The sequence below is a fragment of the Escherichia albertii genome (genome assembly GCF_028622335.1).
In the GTDB taxonomy this organism is placed as follows: Bacteria; Pseudomonadota; Gammaproteobacteria; order Enterobacterales; family Enterobacteriaceae; genus Escherichia; species Escherichia albertii.
Window position 1 is genome coordinate 2,427,217 of sequence record NZ_CP117568.1, and the last position, 16,372, is coordinate 2,443,588.

Sequence of the window (16,372 nt, forward strand, 5' to 3'; positions counted from 1 at the left end):
GTTGTGAAATGAAGATGTTTATTATTTACCTGTATAAACGCCGGGTTGTACCGGGATCATTTTTTCTACCGGTTTACCATTGAGGTGATCAACAGCAGCATCAATGGCTTTAGCACCCATTTGATCGGGATATTGTCGAATCACGGCCGCAAACGTTTTTTCACTGTCAACGGCATCTCGCGCTTCTTTCATACCATCAAAACCAATGATTTTGATGTTGTCATTATGCGCAGATTTCGCTGCTATAACCGCTGCCAGCGCCGCATCATCACCAAAGCCAAACAGACCATTCAGGTTGGCATTGGCCTGCATAATATTTTGCGCAGTCGTTAACGCTTCAGCGCGCGTAATACCTGGTTGTTCCGCAACAATTTTAATATCCGGTGTATCGCTTAACCCTTTCTTAAAGCCATCAACGCGTGCAACCACCGATTGTAGTGCCGGATAAGAAATAATGGCTACAGTACCTTTACCATTTAAAAGCTTGCCCATTAACTTGCCAGCTTCTACACCTCCCGCGTAGTTATCGGTCGCAACATGCGATACGACTGGAACGCCTTCCGCGGCAACGTCGACGGTGATAACGGGAATACCGGCCTTATCGGCTTTAATTATCGCCGCCTGGACACCTTTCGAATCGACCGGAGAGATAATAATGGCATCCACTTTTTTAGTAATAAAATCTTCAACATCAGAAAGTTGTTTGTTTAAATCCTGATTGGCAATAGAGACGCTTAAATTGACATTGTCTTTTTTCGCCTCTTCTTTCATGGCATTCGCAAGGTCAATATAAAAAGGATGTTACTGCGTTAATAATGATGCACCAATTTTATACTCTTTTGCCAATGAACTTTGCGAGAACAATGCCAGGCTCACCAACATCACAGAACCAAGTAATTTAATATTTTTCATAAACAATCCTCATTGTTTTTGTCGGGTACAACGTATTAAATTTTTCCTTCACTACCACAGACGCCAATAATACGAGTTACGACTTCTTTCATGGCGGCCTTTGCGGGCTGCATATAGTGGCGAGGATCATTTGCCGTAGGATTGTTATAGAAATATCCTTTTAACGCATCGGCAAACGCAATTTTCAATTCTGTCGCGACATTTACTTTACAAATACCACGGCGAATACAGTGCTGAACGTCCTGTTCCGATAAGCCCGAAGCACCATGCAACACCAGCGGAATCTCCACCAGCTGACGAATTTGTTCCAGCCGCACAAAATCCAGTTGTGGTTCATGCGGATATAAACCATGCGCTGTGCCGATTGCTACCGCCAGGGAGTCAATTTGGGTACGTTGAACAAACTCTGCAGCTGCGGCTGGTGAGGTATAAGCTGAATCTTTTTCATCCACCAGCAGATCGTCCTCCTGGCCGCCAAGACGCCCTAGCTCGGCCTCAACGCTAACATCAAAGCGATGGCAAAAGATGGTAACTTCTTGCACTCGCGCAATGTTGTCTTCAAATGGCAAATGGGAACCATCAATCATGACAGAACGGATCCCAGCGCGAACCTTGTTAAAAATGTCATCACTCTCTTCATGATGGTCGAGATGAAGGACTAACGGCAGGTTGTACTCGCGAGCCAGCGATTGTACTAACGAAATTAAACTACCTACGCCGCCATAACGATAAGTACCCGGTGTTCCCGCCAGCATAACGGGAGAGCGAAGTTGTGCAGCGCTCTCAACGACTACCTGTAAAGTTTCAAGGTTATGAATGTTGAAAGCAGGGACGGCATATCCCTCTGACTGGGCTTTTTTCAGCATGTTTTTGCTTGAAATGATGTACATCGCAGCTCCTGTTATTTGTCGTTCGCCTTACAAAATGAAGAAAGAAAATCTTCACTTTCATTTTGAAAGCAAAATAGCACAGCAAAAGCGGCAAAAAGCGTGATGAATGTCGAATATCATCAAAATAACTTACAAAAAATAACTTAATTTGTTTTTCACTTTGCAAGTGAAACTAATGACACCTCTGCATAAACATCATAATATTCATTTATTTTTCAATGCATTAAGATATTTTTGTTGTAATTTTTGGCCCATGCTTTTCTTTTCGAATTGCCGATATTATTGAAGGGTAACTTTCAAAGAAAAATACAAGGGGATATAGTGTTACGCATTAAAGGCCAATGAAGAGTGTTAACGTGCCGAGAAAATCGTCTAACCTACTGAAACGCAGATTAAAAATTGCAGAAATTGTTGCCGCCCAGGGTGAAATCAAAGTTGATGACTTATCTGCGCAACTTGGTGTCTCTGGCGTGACGATCCGCGGCGATCTCAGTTATCTGGAGCAACAGGGATATTTAAAGCGATCATTTGGCGGTGCTATTGCGACACCACTCTTCTCTGAACCAGAAGCGATACCACCGATCGCACCGTTGTCTCTGGCACAACAAATGGAAATAGCACGACATTGCGCACGGCTAATTCGCGATCGTGACACGCTATTTCTTGGACATGGGTCAATCAGCCGTAAGATCATTCCCTTGCTCAGCGAAGTGAAAAAACTGCGTCTGATCACCAACGATCCCGAACATGCGTTGCTGGCAAATCAGTTTATTGATGGCGAAATAATACTGGCTGGCAGTGAAATGCTGCGTCCCGACACCGCACTGGCCGGAAAACCGCTTGAACAGGCACTTCAGCATTTCACCATTACACATAGCATTCTGGAAATCAGCCATCTGGATGCTGATGGTACTTTAAATATCAACGTTCCCAGACTCGCCGCTGCCTGGCAGCTCTGTTTCGATAATGCCCAGAATAAGACGGTTATCGTTGCCGCCGATCCTGCGCCATCAACGGCGGCTATCGGACATTTGCATCAGGCAGAAAATGTGATCGTCAGCCGCAACATTAACGAACAATATCAGCAACAATTGCAGTCGGCTGATTTCGTTATCCTTTATACCAGTAATGAGTGCTTTACCTGGTCCAATCGCGAAAGGCTTCAAGAATGAGAGGGGTTTTGTGACAATAACTATCTGCGCTATGGGCGAATTGCTGGCCGAGTTTTTGTCCCGCACCCCACATCAAAAATTCACTCAGCCGGGGGAGTTTATCGGGCCATTTCCCAGCGGCGCGCCAGCAATTTTTGCTGCTCAGGTGGCAAAACTGTCCCATCGGGCCATCTTCTTCGGATGTGTTGGTAATGATGATTTTGGCCGACTCATTATAGAGCGTCTCCGTCATGAAGGTGTCATTACCGATGGGATCCACGTGATGAACAATGCCGTGACAGGTACGGCGTTCGTGAGTTATCAAAATCCCCAGCAGCGGGATTTCGTCTTTAATATCCCTAATAGCGCCTGCGGTTTGTTTACTGCCGAGCACATTGATAAGGATCTACTAAAACAGTGTAACCATCTGCATATAGTGGGCTCATCATTATTCTCATTTCGTATGATCGATGTCATGCGTAAGGCAATAACGACGATCAAATCAGTTGGCGGCACCGTTTCTTTCGATCCCAATATTCGCAAAGAGATGCTAAGTATTCCTGAAATGGCGCAGGCTCTCGATTATTTGATTGAATATGCGGATATTTTTATTCCCAGCGAAAGCGAACTCCCTTTCTTCGCGCGTCACAAAAATCTGTCAGAAGAACAGATTGTTAGCGATCTTCTCCACGGCGGCGTAAAACATGTGGCGATAAAGCGCGCCCAGCGTGGGGCCAGCTATTACAAGATAAAAAACGGTACATTACACGCCCAGCATGTTGCAGGCCACGATATCGAAATTATCGATCCAACGGGCGCTGGTGACTGTTTTAGCGCAACTTTTATCACTCTTTTCTTATCCGGTTTCCCGGCACATAAGGCGCTGCAATATGCTAACGCCAGCGGCGCGCTCGCCGTAATGCAGCAAGGTCCGATGGAAGGGATATCCTCACTGGCTGACATTGAAGACTTTTTGCAGCAGCACTGAACGGCAATTTTCTGTCAGATTATTTTCCCTGCCTGAAGAGTTGCCGTAGAATTGCCCGTTTCTCATATCCCCCCATGAGGAGGACACCTTCCGTGGACACTCGTTTTGTTCAGGCCCATAAAGAGGCGCGCTGGGCGCTGGGGCTGACCCTTTTGTATCTGGCTGTATGGTTAGTAGCCGCTTACTTACCTGGCGTTACCCCCGGTTTTACCGGCTTTCCGCGCTGGTTTGAAATGGCCTGCATCCTGACGCCGCTGCTGTTTATTGGACTGTGCTGGGCGATGGTAAAATTTATCTATCGCGATATCCCGCTGGAGGATGACGATGCAGCTTGAAGTGATTCTACCGCTAGTCGCCTATCTGGTGGTGGTGTTCGGGATCTCTGTTTATGCAATGCGTAAACGAAGCACCGGAACCTTCCTTAATGAGTATTTCCTCGGCAGCCGCTCTATGGGCGGTATTGTGCTGGCGATGACGCTCACCGCGACCTATATCAGTGCCAGTTCATTTATCGGCGGGCCAGGAGCGGCTTATAAATACGGACTGGGCTGGGTGTTACTGGCGATGATCCAGCTACCTGCGGTCTGGCTTTCACTCGGTATTCTCGGCAAGAAGTTCGCAATTCTCGCGCGTCGCTATAATGCGGTAACGCTGAATGACATGCTGTTTGCCCGCTACCAGAGTCGTCTACTGGTGTGGCTAGCGAGCTTGAGTTTATTGGTCGCGTTCATTGGTGCAATGACTGTGCAGTTTATCGGAGGCGCCCGCTTGCTGGAAACGGCTGCAGGTATCCCTTATGAAACCGGGCTGCTGATTTTCGGTATCAGCATTGCGTTGTATACCGCCTTTGGCGGCTTTCGCGCCAGCGTGCTGAACGACACCATGCAAGGGCTGGTAATGCTGATTGGCACCACTGTGCTACTTATTGGCGTCGTACATGCCGCTGGCGGTTTAAGCAATGCGGTAGAAACTCTGCAATCTATTGATCCGCAACTGGTTACGCCGCAAGGCGCTGACGATATTCTGTCGCCTGCCTTTATGACGTCGTTCTGGGTACTGGTGTGCTTTGGGGTGATTGGCCTGCCTCATACCGCTGTGCGCTGTATTTCCTATAAAGACAGCAAAGCGGTACATCGGGGGATCATCATCGGGACGATTGTAGTGGCAATCCTGATGTTTGGTATGCACCTGGCCGGAGCGTTAGGTCGTGCGGTAATCCCCGATCTCACCGTGCCGGATCTGGTAATCCCAACATTAATGGTAAAAGTGCTGCCGCCGTTTGCTGCCGGAATCTTCCTTGCTGCACCTATGGCCGCGATCATGTCGACGATCAACGCTCAATTGCTGCAAAGTTCCGCTACGATCATTAAAGATCTCTATCTGAATTTGCGCCCGGACCAGATGCAAAACGAGACGCGTCTGAAGCGGATGTCGGCGGTGATCACGTTGGTTCTCGGTGCGTTGCTGCTGCTTGCCGCCTGGAAGCCGCCAGAAATGATCATCTGGCTGAATTTGCTGGCCTTCGGTGGGCTGGAAGCCGTTTTCCTGTGGCCGCTGGTGCTGGGTCTTTACTGGGAACGCGCCAACGCCAAAGGCGCGCTAAGTGCGATGATCGTTGGCGGCGTGCTATATGCCGTACTCGCGACGCTGAATATTCAGTACCTGGGCTTCCACCCTATCGTGCCCTCGTTACTACTAAGTTTGCTGGCTTTCCTGGTCGGAAACCGTTTCGGTACATCCGTCCCGCAAGCTACCGTTTTAACTACTGATAAATAAAGAGTTTTGCCATGCCTTGGATCCAACTGAAACTGAACACCACCGGCGCAAACGCGGAAGATCTTAGCGATGCGCTGATGGAAGCGGGTGCCGTTTCTATCACTTTTCAGGATACCCACGATACGCCAGTATTTGAGCCGCTGCCGGGCGAAACGCGCCTGTGGGGCGACACCGATGTGATTGGTCTGTTCGACGCTGAAACCGATATGAACGACGTGGTGGCGATTCTGGAAAACCATCCGCTGCTCGGCGCGGGCTTCGCGCATAAAATCGAACAACTGGAAGATAAAGACTGGGAGCGCGAATGGATGGATAATTTCCACCCGATGCGCTTTGGTGAGCGTCTGTGGATCTGCCCAAGCTGGCGTGATGTGCCGGATGAAAACGCGGTCAACGTGATGCTAGATCCGGGCCTGGCGTTTGGTACGGGGACTCATCCAACCACCTCTCTGTGCCTGCAATGGCTCGACAGCCTCGATTTAGAAGGTAAAACGGTTATCGACTTTGGCTGTGGCTCCGGCATTCTGGCTATTGCGGCGCTGAAACTGGGTGCAGCAAAAGCTATTGGGATTGATATTGATCCGCAGGCAATTCAGGCTAGCCGCGATAATGCCGAACGTAATGGCGTTTCCGACCGACTGGAACTCTACTTACCGAAAGATCAGCCAGAAGCGATGAAAGCCGACGTGGTGGTTGCTAACATTCTTGCAGGCCCATTACGTGAACTGGCGCCGTTAATCAGCGTCCTGCCGGTTTCAGGCGGTTTGCTGGGCCTTTCAGGTATTCTGGCAAGTCAGGCGGAGAGCGTTTGCGAAGCTTATGCCGACAACTTCACCCTGGACCCGGTTGTAGAAAAAGAAGAGTGGTGTCGCATTACCGGTCGTAAGCATTAACCTTCGCAATACTGCGCGGTGATGCAAGGCGAAGTGCGAGCAACGTCACAAAAGGCACGTAAATTTGCTGATTATTTACGCAATTTTGCGTGCCCAAATTTTCATTCATAAAGAAAAATTGAGAACTTACTCAAATTTCTTCAAGTGCAAAATTTAGCCACTAATTTCTAATGTGATGATTTTTATGATTAATTATCGACACACGCTCATTTTAAATGCAATTCTTTGATCCATCTCAGAGGATTGGTCAAAGTTTGGCCTTTCATCTCGTGCAAAAAATGCGTAATATACGCCGCCTTGCAGTCACAGTATGGTCATTTCTTAACTCATGCGCATCGGACAATATCAGCTCAGAAATCGCCTGATCGCAGCGCCCATGGCTGGCATTACAGACAGACCTTTTCGGACGTTGTGCTACGAGATGGGAGCCGGATTGACAGTATCCGAGATGATGTCTTCTAACCCACAGGTTTGGGAGAGCGACAAATCTCGTTTACGAATGGTGCACATTGATGAACCCGGTATTCGCACCGTGCAAATCGCCGGTAGCGATCCGAAAGAAATGGCAGATGCAGCACGTATTAACGTGGAAAGCGGTGCCCAAATTATTGATATCAATATGGGATGCCCGGCTAAAAAAGTGAATCGCAAGCTCGCAGGTTCAGCCCTCTTGCAGTACCCGGATGTCGTAAAATCGATTCTGACCGAGGTCGTTAATGCAGTGGACGTTCCTGTCACCCTGAAGATTCGCACCGGCTGGGCGCCGGAACACCGTAACTGCGAAGAGATTGCCCAACTGGCTGAAGACTGTGGCATTCAGGCTCTGACCATTCATGGCCGTACACGCGCCTGTTTGTTCAATGGAGAAGCTGAATACGACAGTATTCGGGCAGTTAAGCAGAAAGTTTCCATTCCGGTTATCGCGAATGGCGACATTACTGACCCGCTTAAAGCCAGAGCTGTGCTCGACTATACAGGGGCAGATGCCCTGATGATAGGCCGCGCAGCTCAGGGAAGACCCTGGATCTTTCGGGAAATCCAGCATTATCTGGACACTGGGGAGTTGCTGCCCCCACTGCCTTTGGCAGAGGTTAAGCGCTTGCTTTGCGCGCACGTTCGGGAACTGCATGACTTTTATGGTCCGGCAAAAGGGTACCGAATTGCACGTAAACACGTCTCCTGGTATCTCCAGGAGCACGCTCCAAATGACCAGTTTCGGCGCACATTCAACGCCATTGAGGATGCCAGCGAACAGCTGGAGGCGTTGGAGGCATACTTCGAAAATTTTGCGTAAACAGAAATAAAGAGCTGACAGAACTATGTTCGAACAACGCGTAAATTCTGACGTACTGACCGTTTCTACCGTTAACTCTCAGGATCAGGTAACCCAAAAACCCCTGCGTGACTCGGTTAAACAGGCACTGAAGAACTATTTTGCTCAACTGAATGGTCAGGATGTTAATGACCTCTATGAGCTGGTACTGGCTGAAGTAGAACAGCCCCTGTTGGACATGGTGATGCAATACACCCGTGGTAACCAGACCCGTGCTGCTCTGATGATGGGCATCAACCGTGGTACGCTGCGTAAAAAATTGAAAAAATACGGCATGAACTAATTCAGGTTAGTTAACTGCTTGATTAAAAGGCGCTACTCGGCATGGGGAAGCGCCTTTTTTATAGGTGTCACAAAGGGAGTGACCATGAGAACAGGATGTGAAGCCACCCGATTTGGCGATGAAACAAAAACCATCATCCAGGGCGATGCTCTCTGCGAACTAAAAAAAATGCCCGCAGCCAGCGTTGATCTTATCTTCGCCGACCCACCTTATAACATCGGCAAAAATTTTGATGGAATGGTCGAAAACTGGAAAGAAGACCAGTTTATAGATTGGCTGCTTGAGGTTATTGCGGAGTGCCATCGAGTTCTGAAAAAACAGGGCAGCATGTACATCATGAACAGCACAGAAAACATGCCTTTTGTTGATCTCTACTGCCGCAAGCTTTTTACCATCAAAAGCCGCATCATCTGGTCATATGACAGTTCCGGCGTACAAGCCAGGAAATATTACGGTTCCATGTATGAACCCATTCTGATGATGGTGAAAGACGCCAAAAACTACACGTTTAATAGCGACGCTATTCTGGTAGAAGCTAAAACTGGAGCGCGACGCGCATTGATCGACTACCGCAAAAACCCTCCCCAACCCTATAGCAACCAAAAAGTGCCTGGTAATGTCTGGGATTTTTCACGTGTGCGCTATTTGATGGATGAATATGAAAACCACCCGACACAAAAGCCGGAAGCCTTGTTGCAGCGCATCATCCTCGCCTCTTCCAACCCAGGCGATGTTGTCCTTGACCCATTTGCGGGTAGCTTTACCACCGGAGCAGTCGCTATCGCGACCGGGCGAAAATTTATTGGCATTGAGATCAACAATGAGTACATCAAGATGGGATTACGACGACTGAATATCTCGTCACACTACTCCGTGGAAGATCTGGCGAAAGTGAAAAAAAGAAAAACCGGCAATCTGTCTAAACAATGCAGAACCAGCGAAGTTGACCCCGCTCTCATTGCAAAGTAAAGGAAGTGTAAGCCTGGTTTTCAGATTATTCATTTCGTGTATATTTCCTGCCAGACTTGGTTAAACATGCACAGGCTCAGGTAATGGTTCGCAAGTATTGGTGGCTCGTTATTTTCGCAGTCTCCGTTTTTCTGTTCGATATTTTGCTAATACAGTGGATTGAACTGCTGACAACGGAAGCAGATAAATGTCGGAACATGAATTCGGTAAATCCGTTGAAACTGGTTAACTGTGATGAACTGGATTTTCAAAATAGAATATGAACTTATACAACATCTAATTCATTTATCGGATGAATTAATTTCGCCATGTTTTCCTCTGGCATAAGAATTCTTAATACATTATCTACAAGCACGGGCGCTTGTTTGTACAGATCAAAACTCGCGGTATTCATTAACCAGTTTTTGACAATACCACTGAAAGCGCCATCAATAACAATCGTGACAACGTCTAAATCCAGGTGATTTGCCATATACCCCTGCTTTTGACAGGCTTGCAATACTTCACGCAAAATTCGTAGATTAAACCCCATCTTCTCGCGTATTACTGCCTCAGCCAATATCTCATCATTAAATTCACATTTATGATACAGGATTTGCAACAATGCCTGTTGTCGTGGTATCTCAGCAATATACTGTAAACCAACAATGATTTTTTCACGTAAATACTGGAGCGGATTGCTATCCAGTCCTTCTATCAGCCGCTCCTGAATCAGTTCCCGCAAAGAGGGCTGTTGTAGCCACATTTCATTAAGTAGTTGAGTTTTGTTTTCAAAGTGCCAATAGATAGCACCACGAGTGACGTTAGCCGCATCGGCGATATCATTCAACGTCGTCTTGCTTACGCCATGCTGCGCAAACTGGACGATGGCCGTTTCAATCAGCTCTTGTCTGGTCTTCAGGGCTTCAGCCTTCGTTCTTTTTGCCATTTTTAGTTATTCAGAAAATAAATATATTGGATATAGAGGAAGAAAATCACGAAGAGTAATGTATCACCTAATCATTATTTATACGAGAAACTAAAGAAAGTCTCAGGCACAACATTAAAATAGGCATCAATTATCATTAAATATATATACATTCATAAGATGAATGTATATTTCACTATACATCAAACTGCATCGATACCTTTCAATACTCATCAAAATAAAACATTAAGATATTAAGCTTTTTTTGTGTTTATGTGCCTTGAGATACCCATATTCATAACTATTCCTTACATCGCCAGGAGATAATTTGTAGGATAGCCAACTGTATTTTCTTTCTGCGAGTTAACGCGTTGCCTTTTTCTGGCAAATAACACGCTTTTGGTTTTTTGAGGAATAGTAATGACGAAACATGCCAGGTTTTTCCTCCTGCCCTCCTTTATCATCATCTCCGCAGCATTAATTGCGGGTTGTAACGATAAGGGAGAAGAGAAAGCTCACGTCGGTGAACCGCAGGTTACCGTTCATATTGTGAAAACGGCCCCGTTAGAGGTTACAACCGAATTGCCAGGCCGCACCAACGCCTTCCGTATTGCAGAGGTTCGCCCGCAAGTTAGTGGGATTGTGCTAACAAGGAATTTCACCGAAGGCAGCGATGTGCAAGCAGGTCAGTCGCTGTACCAGATCGATCCAGCCACCTATCAAGCGAGTTATGACAGCGCGAAAGGTGAACTGGCGAAAAGCGAGGCCGCTGCCGCCATCGCTCATTTGACGGTAAAACGTTACGTTCCGCTCGTGGGTACAAAATACATCAGCCAACAGGAGTACGATCAGGCAATTGCAGACGCTCGTCAGGCCGATGCCGCCGTAATTGCCGCCAAAGCCACTGTTGAAAGTGCCCGGATTAATCTGGCTTATACCAAAGTAACCGCTCCTATTAGCGGTCGCATTGGCAAGTCTAATGTCACCGAAGGGGCGCTGGTCACCAATGGTCAAACGACTGAACTGGCCACTATTCAACAACTCGATCCAATCTACGTTGACGTTACCCAATCCAGCAACGATTTCATGCGACTGAAACAGTCCGTAGAACAAGGAAGCCTGCATAAAGATAACGCCACCAGCAACGTGGAGCTGGTTATGGAAAATGGCCAGAGTTATCCCCTGAAAGGCACGCTGCAATTCTCCGATGTTACCGTTGATGAAAGCACCGGTTCCATTACTCTGCGGGCTGTTTTTCCTAACCCTCAGCACACGCTATTGCCTGGCATGTTTGTACGCGCGCGAATTGACGAAGGTGTGCAACCTGATGCCATTTTAATCCCGCAACAAGGCGTTAGTCGCACACCGCGAGGTGATGCCACTGTCCTGATTGTTAACGAGAAAAGTCAAGTTGAAGCGCGTCCAGTCGTCGCCAGTCAGGCTATTGGCGACAAATGGTTAATTAGCGATGGACTGAAAACGGGCGATCAAGTCATTGTCAGCGGCTTACAAAAAGCGCGTCCGGGTGAACAGGTTAAAACCACAACCGATACCCCCGCAGATATTGCATCGAAGTAAGGTAATCTGAAATGGCAAACTTTTTCATTCGACGCCCGATCTTTGCATGGGTACTGGCTATCATCTTGATGATGGCCGGCGCGCTGGCGATTTTACAATTGCCGGTCGCACAGTATCCCACCATTGCGCCGCCTGCGGTGTCGATATCGGCCAATTATCCTGGAGCCGATGCACAAACCGTGCAGGATACGGTGACGCAGGTTATCGAACAGAATATGAACGGTATCGATAACCTGATGTATATGTCTTCTACCAGCGATTCGGCGGGAAGTGTGACAATCACCCTCACCTTCCAGTCCGGGACCGATCCAGATATTGCCCAGGTTCAAGTGCAAAACAAACTCCAGCTCGCTACGCCGCTGCTGCCGCAAGAAGTTCAACAGCAAGGGATCAGCGTTGAAAAGTCCAGCAGCAGCTATTTAATGGTGGCTGGTTTCGTTTCTGATAACCCAAATACCACGCAGGACGATATCTCTGACTATGTCGCTTCTAACGTCAAAGATACCATTAGCCGTCTGAACGGCGTTGGTGATGTGCAACTGTTCGGTGCCCAGTATGCTATGCGTATCTGGCTGGACGCCGATCTGCTGAACAAATATAAGCTCACATCAGTTGATGTTATTAATCAGTTGAAGGTACAGAACGACCAGATCGCCGCCGGTCAATTAGGCGGGACGCCTGCATTACCCGGCCAGCAGTTAAACGCCTCGATTATTGCCCAAACACGGTTAAAAGATCCTGAAGAATTTGGCAAAGTCACTCTGCGCGTAAATAGCGATGGTTCCGTTGTACGCCTGAAAGATGTTGCACGGATTGAACTTGGTGGTGAGAACTATAACGTTATCGCCCGCATCAACGGTAAACCCGCAGCCGGTCTCGGTATTAAACTGGCAACAGGTGCTAATGCGCTTGATACCGCCAAAGCCATCAAGGCCAAATTAGCGGAATTACAGCCATTCTTCCCACAGGGAATGAAGGTTCTCTACCCTTATGACACCACACCATTCGTGCAGCTTTCTATTCACGAAGTGGTCAAAACTCTGTTCGAAGCAATTTTACTGGTGTTCCTGGTAATGTATCTGTTCTTGCAGAATATGCGGGCAACGCTGATCCCTACCATCGCGGTACCCGTTGTGTTACTGGGTACGTTTGCCATACTCGCCGCTTTTGGTTATTCCATTAATACACTAACGATGTTCGGGATGGTGCTCGCTATCGGACTACTCGTCGATGATGCGATAGTGGTGGTGGAAAACGTCGAACGCGTGATGATGGAGGATAAACTCCCTCCCAGAGAAGCGACAGAAAAATCAATGTCACAAATCCAGGGAGCGCTGGTGGGTATCGCGATGGTGCTGTCGGCGGTATTTATCCCTATGGCCTTCTTTGGCGGTTCTACCGGAGCAATCTACCGACAGTTCTCTATTACCATTGTTTCGGCGATGGCGCTTTCTGTTCTGGTGGCATTGATTTTGACCCCGGCACTCTGCGCAACCTTACTTAAGCCTGTTTCTGCCGAACATCACGAGAAAAAGAGCGGTTTCTTCGGCTGGTTTAATAACATCTTTGAACATAGCGTCAATCACTACACCAATAGCGTTAGCCGAATCCTCGGCGCAACGGGGCGTTATTTGCTGATTTATGTGCTGATCGTTGCGGGAATGGTGGTGCTATTTTTACGCCTGCCCTCTTCCTTCCTGCCGGAAGAAGATCAGGGCGTCTTCCTGACAATGATCCAACTGCCTGCGGGTGCGACACAAGAGCGCACGCAAAAAGTGCTGGATCAGGTAACGGATTATTATCTGCACAATGAAAAAGCCAACGTTAAAAGTGTCTTTACTGTTAACGGTTTTAGTTTTAGCGGTCAGGCGCAAAACGCTGGTATGGCCTTCGTTAGCCTGAAACCCTGGGAAGAGCGCAGTGGTAAAAAAAATAGCGCAGAAGCAGTAATTGCCCGCGCAAAGATGGAACTGGGTAAGATTCGCGATGGCTTTGTCATCCCATTTAACATGCCAGCGATTATCGAACTCGGCACTGCAACAGGTTTTGACTTTGAGCTAATCGATCAGGCTGGTCTTGGGCACGATGCCCTGACTCAGGCTCGCAACCAACTCCTTGGCATGGCTGCGCAACATCCTGACAGCTTAGTCAGTGTGCGACCTAATGGTCTGGAAGATACCGCGCAGTTCAAACTCGAAGTTGACCAGGAAAAGGCGCAGGCATTAGGTGTATCACTCTCTGATATCAACGACACGATTTCCACTGCCTTAGGTGGAACCTACGTTAACGACTTTATTGACCGTGGACGCGTGAAGAAAGTATACGTTCAGGCCGATGCAAAATTCCGTATGTTGCCAGAAGACGTTGATAAACTTTATGTCCGCAGTAACAGCGGTGAAATGGTGCCATTCTCCACCTTTACTACTTCTCATTGGGTGTATGGTTCTCCGCGTCTGGAACGCTACAACGGCCTGCCTTCCATGGAAATTCAAGGGGAGGCCGCGCCGGGCACCAGTTCCGGTGATGCGATGGCGCTAATGGAAAATCTTGCCTCACAATTGCCTAACGGAATCGGCTATGACTGGACAGGGATGTCGTATCAGGAACGTTTGTCCGGAAACCAGGCTCCGGCTCTGGTTGCCATCTCCTTTGTGGTGGTTTTCCTGTGTCTGGCTGCACTTTATGAAAGCTGGTCAATTCCTTTCTCGGTTATGTTGGTGGTGCCATTGGGTATCGTTGGTGTACTGTTGGCAGCCACGCTTTTTAACCAGAAAAATGATGTTTACTTTATGGTGGGCTTGTTAACCACTATCGGCTTGTCAGCCAAAAACGCCATTTTGATTGTTGAGTTTGCTAAAGACTTGATGGAAAAAGAAGGCAAAGGCATCATCGAAGCGACACTGATGTCAGTACAAATGCGTCTGCGCCCTATACTGATGACGTCTCTCGCTTTTATTCTCGGTGTATTGCCCCTGGCTATCAGTAACGGAGCAGGAAGTGGCGCGCAGAACGCGGTGGGAATTGGCGTGATGGGGGGGATGATCTCCGCAACATTGCTGGCTATCTTCTTTGTACCTGTATTCTTTGTAGTTATTCGCCGTTGCTTCAAAGGGTAAATCAGAAACAAAAAGGCGTCTCTGGACGCCTTTTTTAATCCTCCAAAAAGCGAGAATAATTAATAAGATAATCATTATTTCTTCTATAGTTACCTCTCCTTTATCTCTTATACCTTCATTATTTTTACAATTCACATAATTTGTCATTATTCACCCTGCAAGAGTTATAAGTACCAATGATAAAATAATCCTCCCTCCGTTAATAAGAGAGTTAGCTTATTAAGCGGCAGCATTCTTATTGAGGTAACACAATGAAAAAATTAATTTCTGTGGCATTGCTCACTGCACTGTTGGCGGGCTGCGCTCACGATTCATCCTGCGTTCCGGTTTATGACGATCAAGGTCGTCTGGTTCACACCAATACCTGTATGAAAGGCACCACTCAGGATAATTGGGAAACTGCAGGGGCAATTGCTGGCGGGGCTGCAGCTGTCGCAGGCCTGACAATGGGAATCATCGCTCTGTCGAAATAACGGAACAGAGCGTGGCACTTCCACGCTCTGTTTAATAATACAGAACCTGTCCGTAAGACATATACATTGTTATATTTTTCAATTAAATCTCCCCACTGATACTCACACAAATAATCATTATTCTATTTAGCAAAATGTGAATAATATTTTTGCATCCAAATATGGCGCATGTTTCATTTTTGCGCTAGCGACAACAGGAAAGCGAAATACACATCGATTATTACCAACTAGCGACAGTCGGGTATGACAATATTATTGTATGAGGTATGAAATGGGATTCACACGAACCAGGTAATTTTTGTGGATTAAGAGAGATTTTGGAACACACTACGACAGATAAATTTTTGCACACCCTGCATCGGAGCATATTCAGCCATCTTTATCGCAAGGCTTTATCAGGTTATATAGGCCCAAAATGCAAAAAGGCCATCCTCTCGGATGGCCTCTCGCTTGATTTGATGTCTGGCGGTTCCCTACTCTCGCATGGGGAAGCCCCACACTACCATCGGCGCTACGGCGTTTCACTTCTGAGTTCGGCATGGGGTCAGGTGGGACCACCGCGCTATTGCCGCCAAACAAATTCTTTTTTAATCTGTCGAACTTTAATCGAGAAAGTGGTGCTGATACCCAGAATCGAACTGGGGACCTCACCCTTACCAAGGGTGCGCTCTACCAACTGAGCCATATCAGCACGCTTAATTTTATGCCTGGCAGTTTATGAATCACTTCGTGATTCACCCTTCGGGCCGTTGCCTTGCAACGTTCAAAAGCCCTCGCTTTTGTCCTACTCTCTTATCGAGTAGCTAACTGCCTCAAAGGTCAGTGCCGTTCTTCGTAATTTGATGCCTGGCAGTTCCCTACTCTCGCATGGGGAAGCCCCACACTACCATCGGCGCTACGGCGTTTCACTTCTGAGTTCGGCATGGGGTCAGGTGGGACCACCGCGCTATCTCCGCCAGGCAAATTCTTTGTGCTCTGTCCTGTGTCTTTTCCACTGATACTGCGTCGGCTGCATTCCCGAAAGTCAGTCACATACTTCAGTATGCTCCTTCCTTCGCTTCATTTGCCGCCTTGTCTCAGCGTAAAACCCTTCGGACTCTGAA

General features: G+C 47.6%; 15 protein-coding genes, 1 tRNA gene and 2 rRNA genes. 12 read left to right on the forward strand and 6 right to left on the reverse strand.

All coding sequences use genetic code 11. The features are described from left to right. Positions 1–21 precede the first annotated feature (21 nt). Entirely contained in the window at positions 22–789 is a 768-nt protein-coding gene (locus PS053_RS11755; protein ID WP_256878890.1) for a substrate-binding domain-containing protein, read from the reverse strand. 158 nt (positions 790–947) lie between these two features. Continuing rightward, on the reverse strand, positions 948–1,802 hold the full coding sequence (locus PS053_RS11760; protein WP_256877539.1) for a tagatose bisphosphate family class II aldolase: 855 nt from the start codon (positions 1,800–1,802) through the stop codon (positions 948–950). A 341-nt stretch (positions 1,803–2,143) separates the two neighbouring features. On the opposite strand from PS053_RS11760, the gene PS053_RS11765 reads away from it, so the two are divergent. The 9 genes from PS053_RS11765 (at position 2,144) to PS053_RS11805 (ending at position 9,458) form a co-directional block, all read left to right on the forward strand. Then, positions 2,144–2,974 carry a DeoR/GlpR family DNA-binding transcription regulator gene (locus tag PS053_RS11765; RefSeq protein WP_306294465.1) on the forward strand — a complete coding sequence of 277 codons (831 nt, stop codon included), beginning with the start codon at positions 2,144–2,146 and terminating at the stop codon, positions 2,972–2,974. A 31-nt stretch (positions 2,975–3,005) separates the two neighbouring features. Further along, positions 3,006–3,941 carry a sugar kinase gene (locus tag PS053_RS11770; RefSeq protein WP_256878889.1) on the forward strand — a complete coding sequence of 312 codons (936 nt, stop codon included), beginning with the start codon at positions 3,006–3,008 and terminating at the stop codon, positions 3,939–3,941. Between the two features lie 92 nt (positions 3,942–4,033). Then, entirely contained in the window at positions 4,034–4,276 is a 243-nt protein-coding gene (locus PS053_RS11775) for a YhdT family protein (RefSeq protein WP_000381171.1), read from the forward strand. Beyond that, the gene (gene panF / locus PS053_RS11780; protein ID WP_001175708.1) at positions 4,266–5,717 is read left to right on the forward strand and encodes a sodium/pantothenate symporter; all 1,452 of its coding nucleotides are present in this window, start codon (positions 4,266–4,268) and stop codon (positions 5,715–5,717) included. The genes PS053_RS11775 and panF overlap by 11 nt, the downstream gene beginning before the upstream one ends. 11 nt (positions 5,718–5,728) lie before the next feature. Then, positions 5,729–6,610 (forward strand): 50S ribosomal protein L11 methyltransferase, encoded by an 882-nt coding sequence (prmA, locus tag PS053_RS11785; RefSeq protein ID WP_059227590.1) that lies wholly within the window; start codon positions 5,729–5,731, stop codon positions 6,608–6,610. Positions 6,611–6,938: 328 nt separating this feature from the next. Further along, complete coding sequence (gene dusB, locus PS053_RS11790) at positions 6,939–7,904, forward strand: tRNA dihydrouridine synthase DusB (protein WP_001219652.1); 966 nt, start codon at positions 6,939–6,941, stop codon at positions 7,902–7,904. A 25-nt stretch (positions 7,905–7,929) separates the two neighbouring features. Beyond that, positions 7,930–8,226 (forward strand): DNA-binding transcriptional regulator Fis, encoded by a 297-nt coding sequence (fis, locus tag PS053_RS11795; protein WP_000462905.1) that lies wholly within the window; start codon positions 7,930–7,932, stop codon positions 8,224–8,226. 84 nt (positions 8,227–8,310) lie between these two features. Next, positions 8,311–9,195: an adenine-specific DNA-methyltransferase gene (yhdJ, locus tag PS053_RS11800; protein WP_001258880.1), complete on the forward strand. Its 885-nt coding sequence runs from the start codon at positions 8,311–8,313 to the stop codon at positions 9,193–9,195. Positions 9,196–9,278: 83 nt separating this feature from the next. Continuing rightward, positions 9,279–9,458, forward strand: a complete 180-nt coding sequence (locus PS053_RS11805) for a DUF2556 family protein (RefSeq protein ID WP_256878786.1) — start codon at positions 9,279–9,281, stop codon at positions 9,456–9,458. 2 nt (positions 9,459–9,460) lie between these two features. Here PS053_RS11805 and envR read toward each other — a convergent pair whose 3' ends face one another. Next, positions 9,461–10,123: an acrEF/envCD operon transcriptional regulator gene (gene envR / locus PS053_RS11810; protein ID WP_001129533.1), complete on the reverse strand. Its 663-nt coding sequence runs from the start codon at positions 10,121–10,123 to the stop codon at positions 9,461–9,463. Between the two features lie 399 nt (positions 10,124–10,522). Here envR and acrE point away from each other — a divergent pair, with 399 nt between their 5' ends. The 3 genes from acrE (at position 10,523) to PS053_RS11825 (ending at position 15,269) form a co-directional block, all read left to right on the forward strand. After that, on the forward strand, positions 10,523–11,680 hold the full coding sequence (gene acrE, locus PS053_RS11815) for a multidrug efflux RND transporter periplasmic adaptor subunit AcrE (protein WP_000160321.1): 1,158 nt from the start codon (positions 10,523–10,525) through the stop codon (positions 11,678–11,680). 11 nt (positions 11,681–11,691) lie between these two features. Next, positions 11,692–14,796: a multidrug efflux RND transporter permease subunit AcrF gene (acrF, locus tag PS053_RS11820; RefSeq protein WP_131109313.1), complete on the forward strand. Its 3,105-nt coding sequence runs from the start codon at positions 11,692–11,694 to the stop codon at positions 14,794–14,796. Between the two features lie 251 nt (positions 14,797–15,047). Beyond that, entirely contained in the window at positions 15,048–15,269 is a 222-nt protein-coding gene (locus PS053_RS11825; RefSeq protein WP_000733857.1) for a lipoprotein, read from the forward strand. A gap of 460 nt (positions 15,270–15,729) precedes the next feature. Here the strand turns inward: PS053_RS11825 and rrf (PS053_RS11830) are convergent. From rrf (PS053_RS11830) to rrf (PS053_RS11840), 3 genes are all read right to left on the reverse strand, one after another. Further along, positions 15,730–15,845 (reverse strand): 5S ribosomal RNA (rrf, locus tag PS053_RS11830). Positions 15,846–15,884: 39 nt separating this feature from the next. Further along, positions 15,885–15,960: transfer RNA gene (locus tag PS053_RS11835), tRNA-Thr, on the reverse strand. 153 nt (positions 15,961–16,113) lie between these two features. Then, positions 16,114–16,229 (reverse strand): 5S ribosomal RNA (gene rrf, locus PS053_RS11840). Positions 16,230–16,372: the final 143 nt, after the last annotated feature.

Coding starts and splice junctions, on each gene's coding strand:
- prmA (WP_059227590.1), top strand. CDS start 5,729: ATGCCTTGGATCCAACTGAAACTGAACACCACCGGCGCAAACGCGGAA.
- PS053_RS11765 (WP_306294465.1), top strand. CDS start 2,144: ATGAAGAGTGTTAACGTGCCGAGAAAATCGTCTAACCTACTGAAACGC.
- dusB (WP_001219652.1), top strand. CDS start 6,939: ATGCGCATCGGACAATATCAGCTCAGAAATCGCCTGATCGCAGCGCCC.
- acrE (WP_000160321.1), top strand. CDS start 10,523: ATGACGAAACATGCCAGGTTTTTCCTCCTGCCCTCCTTTATCATCATC.
- fis (WP_000462905.1), top strand. CDS start 7,930: ATGTTCGAACAACGCGTAAATTCTGACGTACTGACCGTTTCTACCGTT.
- PS053_RS11770 (WP_256878889.1), top strand. CDS start 3,006: ATGGGCGAATTGCTGGCCGAGTTTTTGTCCCGCACCCCACATCAAAAA.
- PS053_RS11760 (WP_256877539.1), bottom strand. CDS start 1,802: ATGTACATCATTTCAAGCAAAAACATGCTGAAAAAAGCCCAGTCAGAG.
- PS053_RS11805 (WP_256878786.1), top strand. CDS start 9,279: ATGGTTCGCAAGTATTGGTGGCTCGTTATTTTCGCAGTCTCCGTTTTT.
- acrF (WP_131109313.1), top strand. CDS start 11,692: ATGGCAAACTTTTTCATTCGACGCCCGATCTTTGCATGGGTACTGGCT.
- panF (WP_001175708.1), top strand. CDS start 4,266: ATGCAGCTTGAAGTGATTCTACCGCTAGTCGCCTATCTGGTGGTGGTG.
- yhdJ (WP_001258880.1), top strand. CDS start 8,311: ATGAGAACAGGATGTGAAGCCACCCGATTTGGCGATGAAACAAAAACC.
- envR (WP_001129533.1), bottom strand. CDS start 10,123: ATGGCAAAAAGAACGAAGGCTGAAGCCCTGAAGACCAGACAAGAGCTG.
- PS053_RS11825 (WP_000733857.1), top strand. CDS start 15,048: ATGAAAAAATTAATTTCTGTGGCATTGCTCACTGCACTGTTGGCGGGC.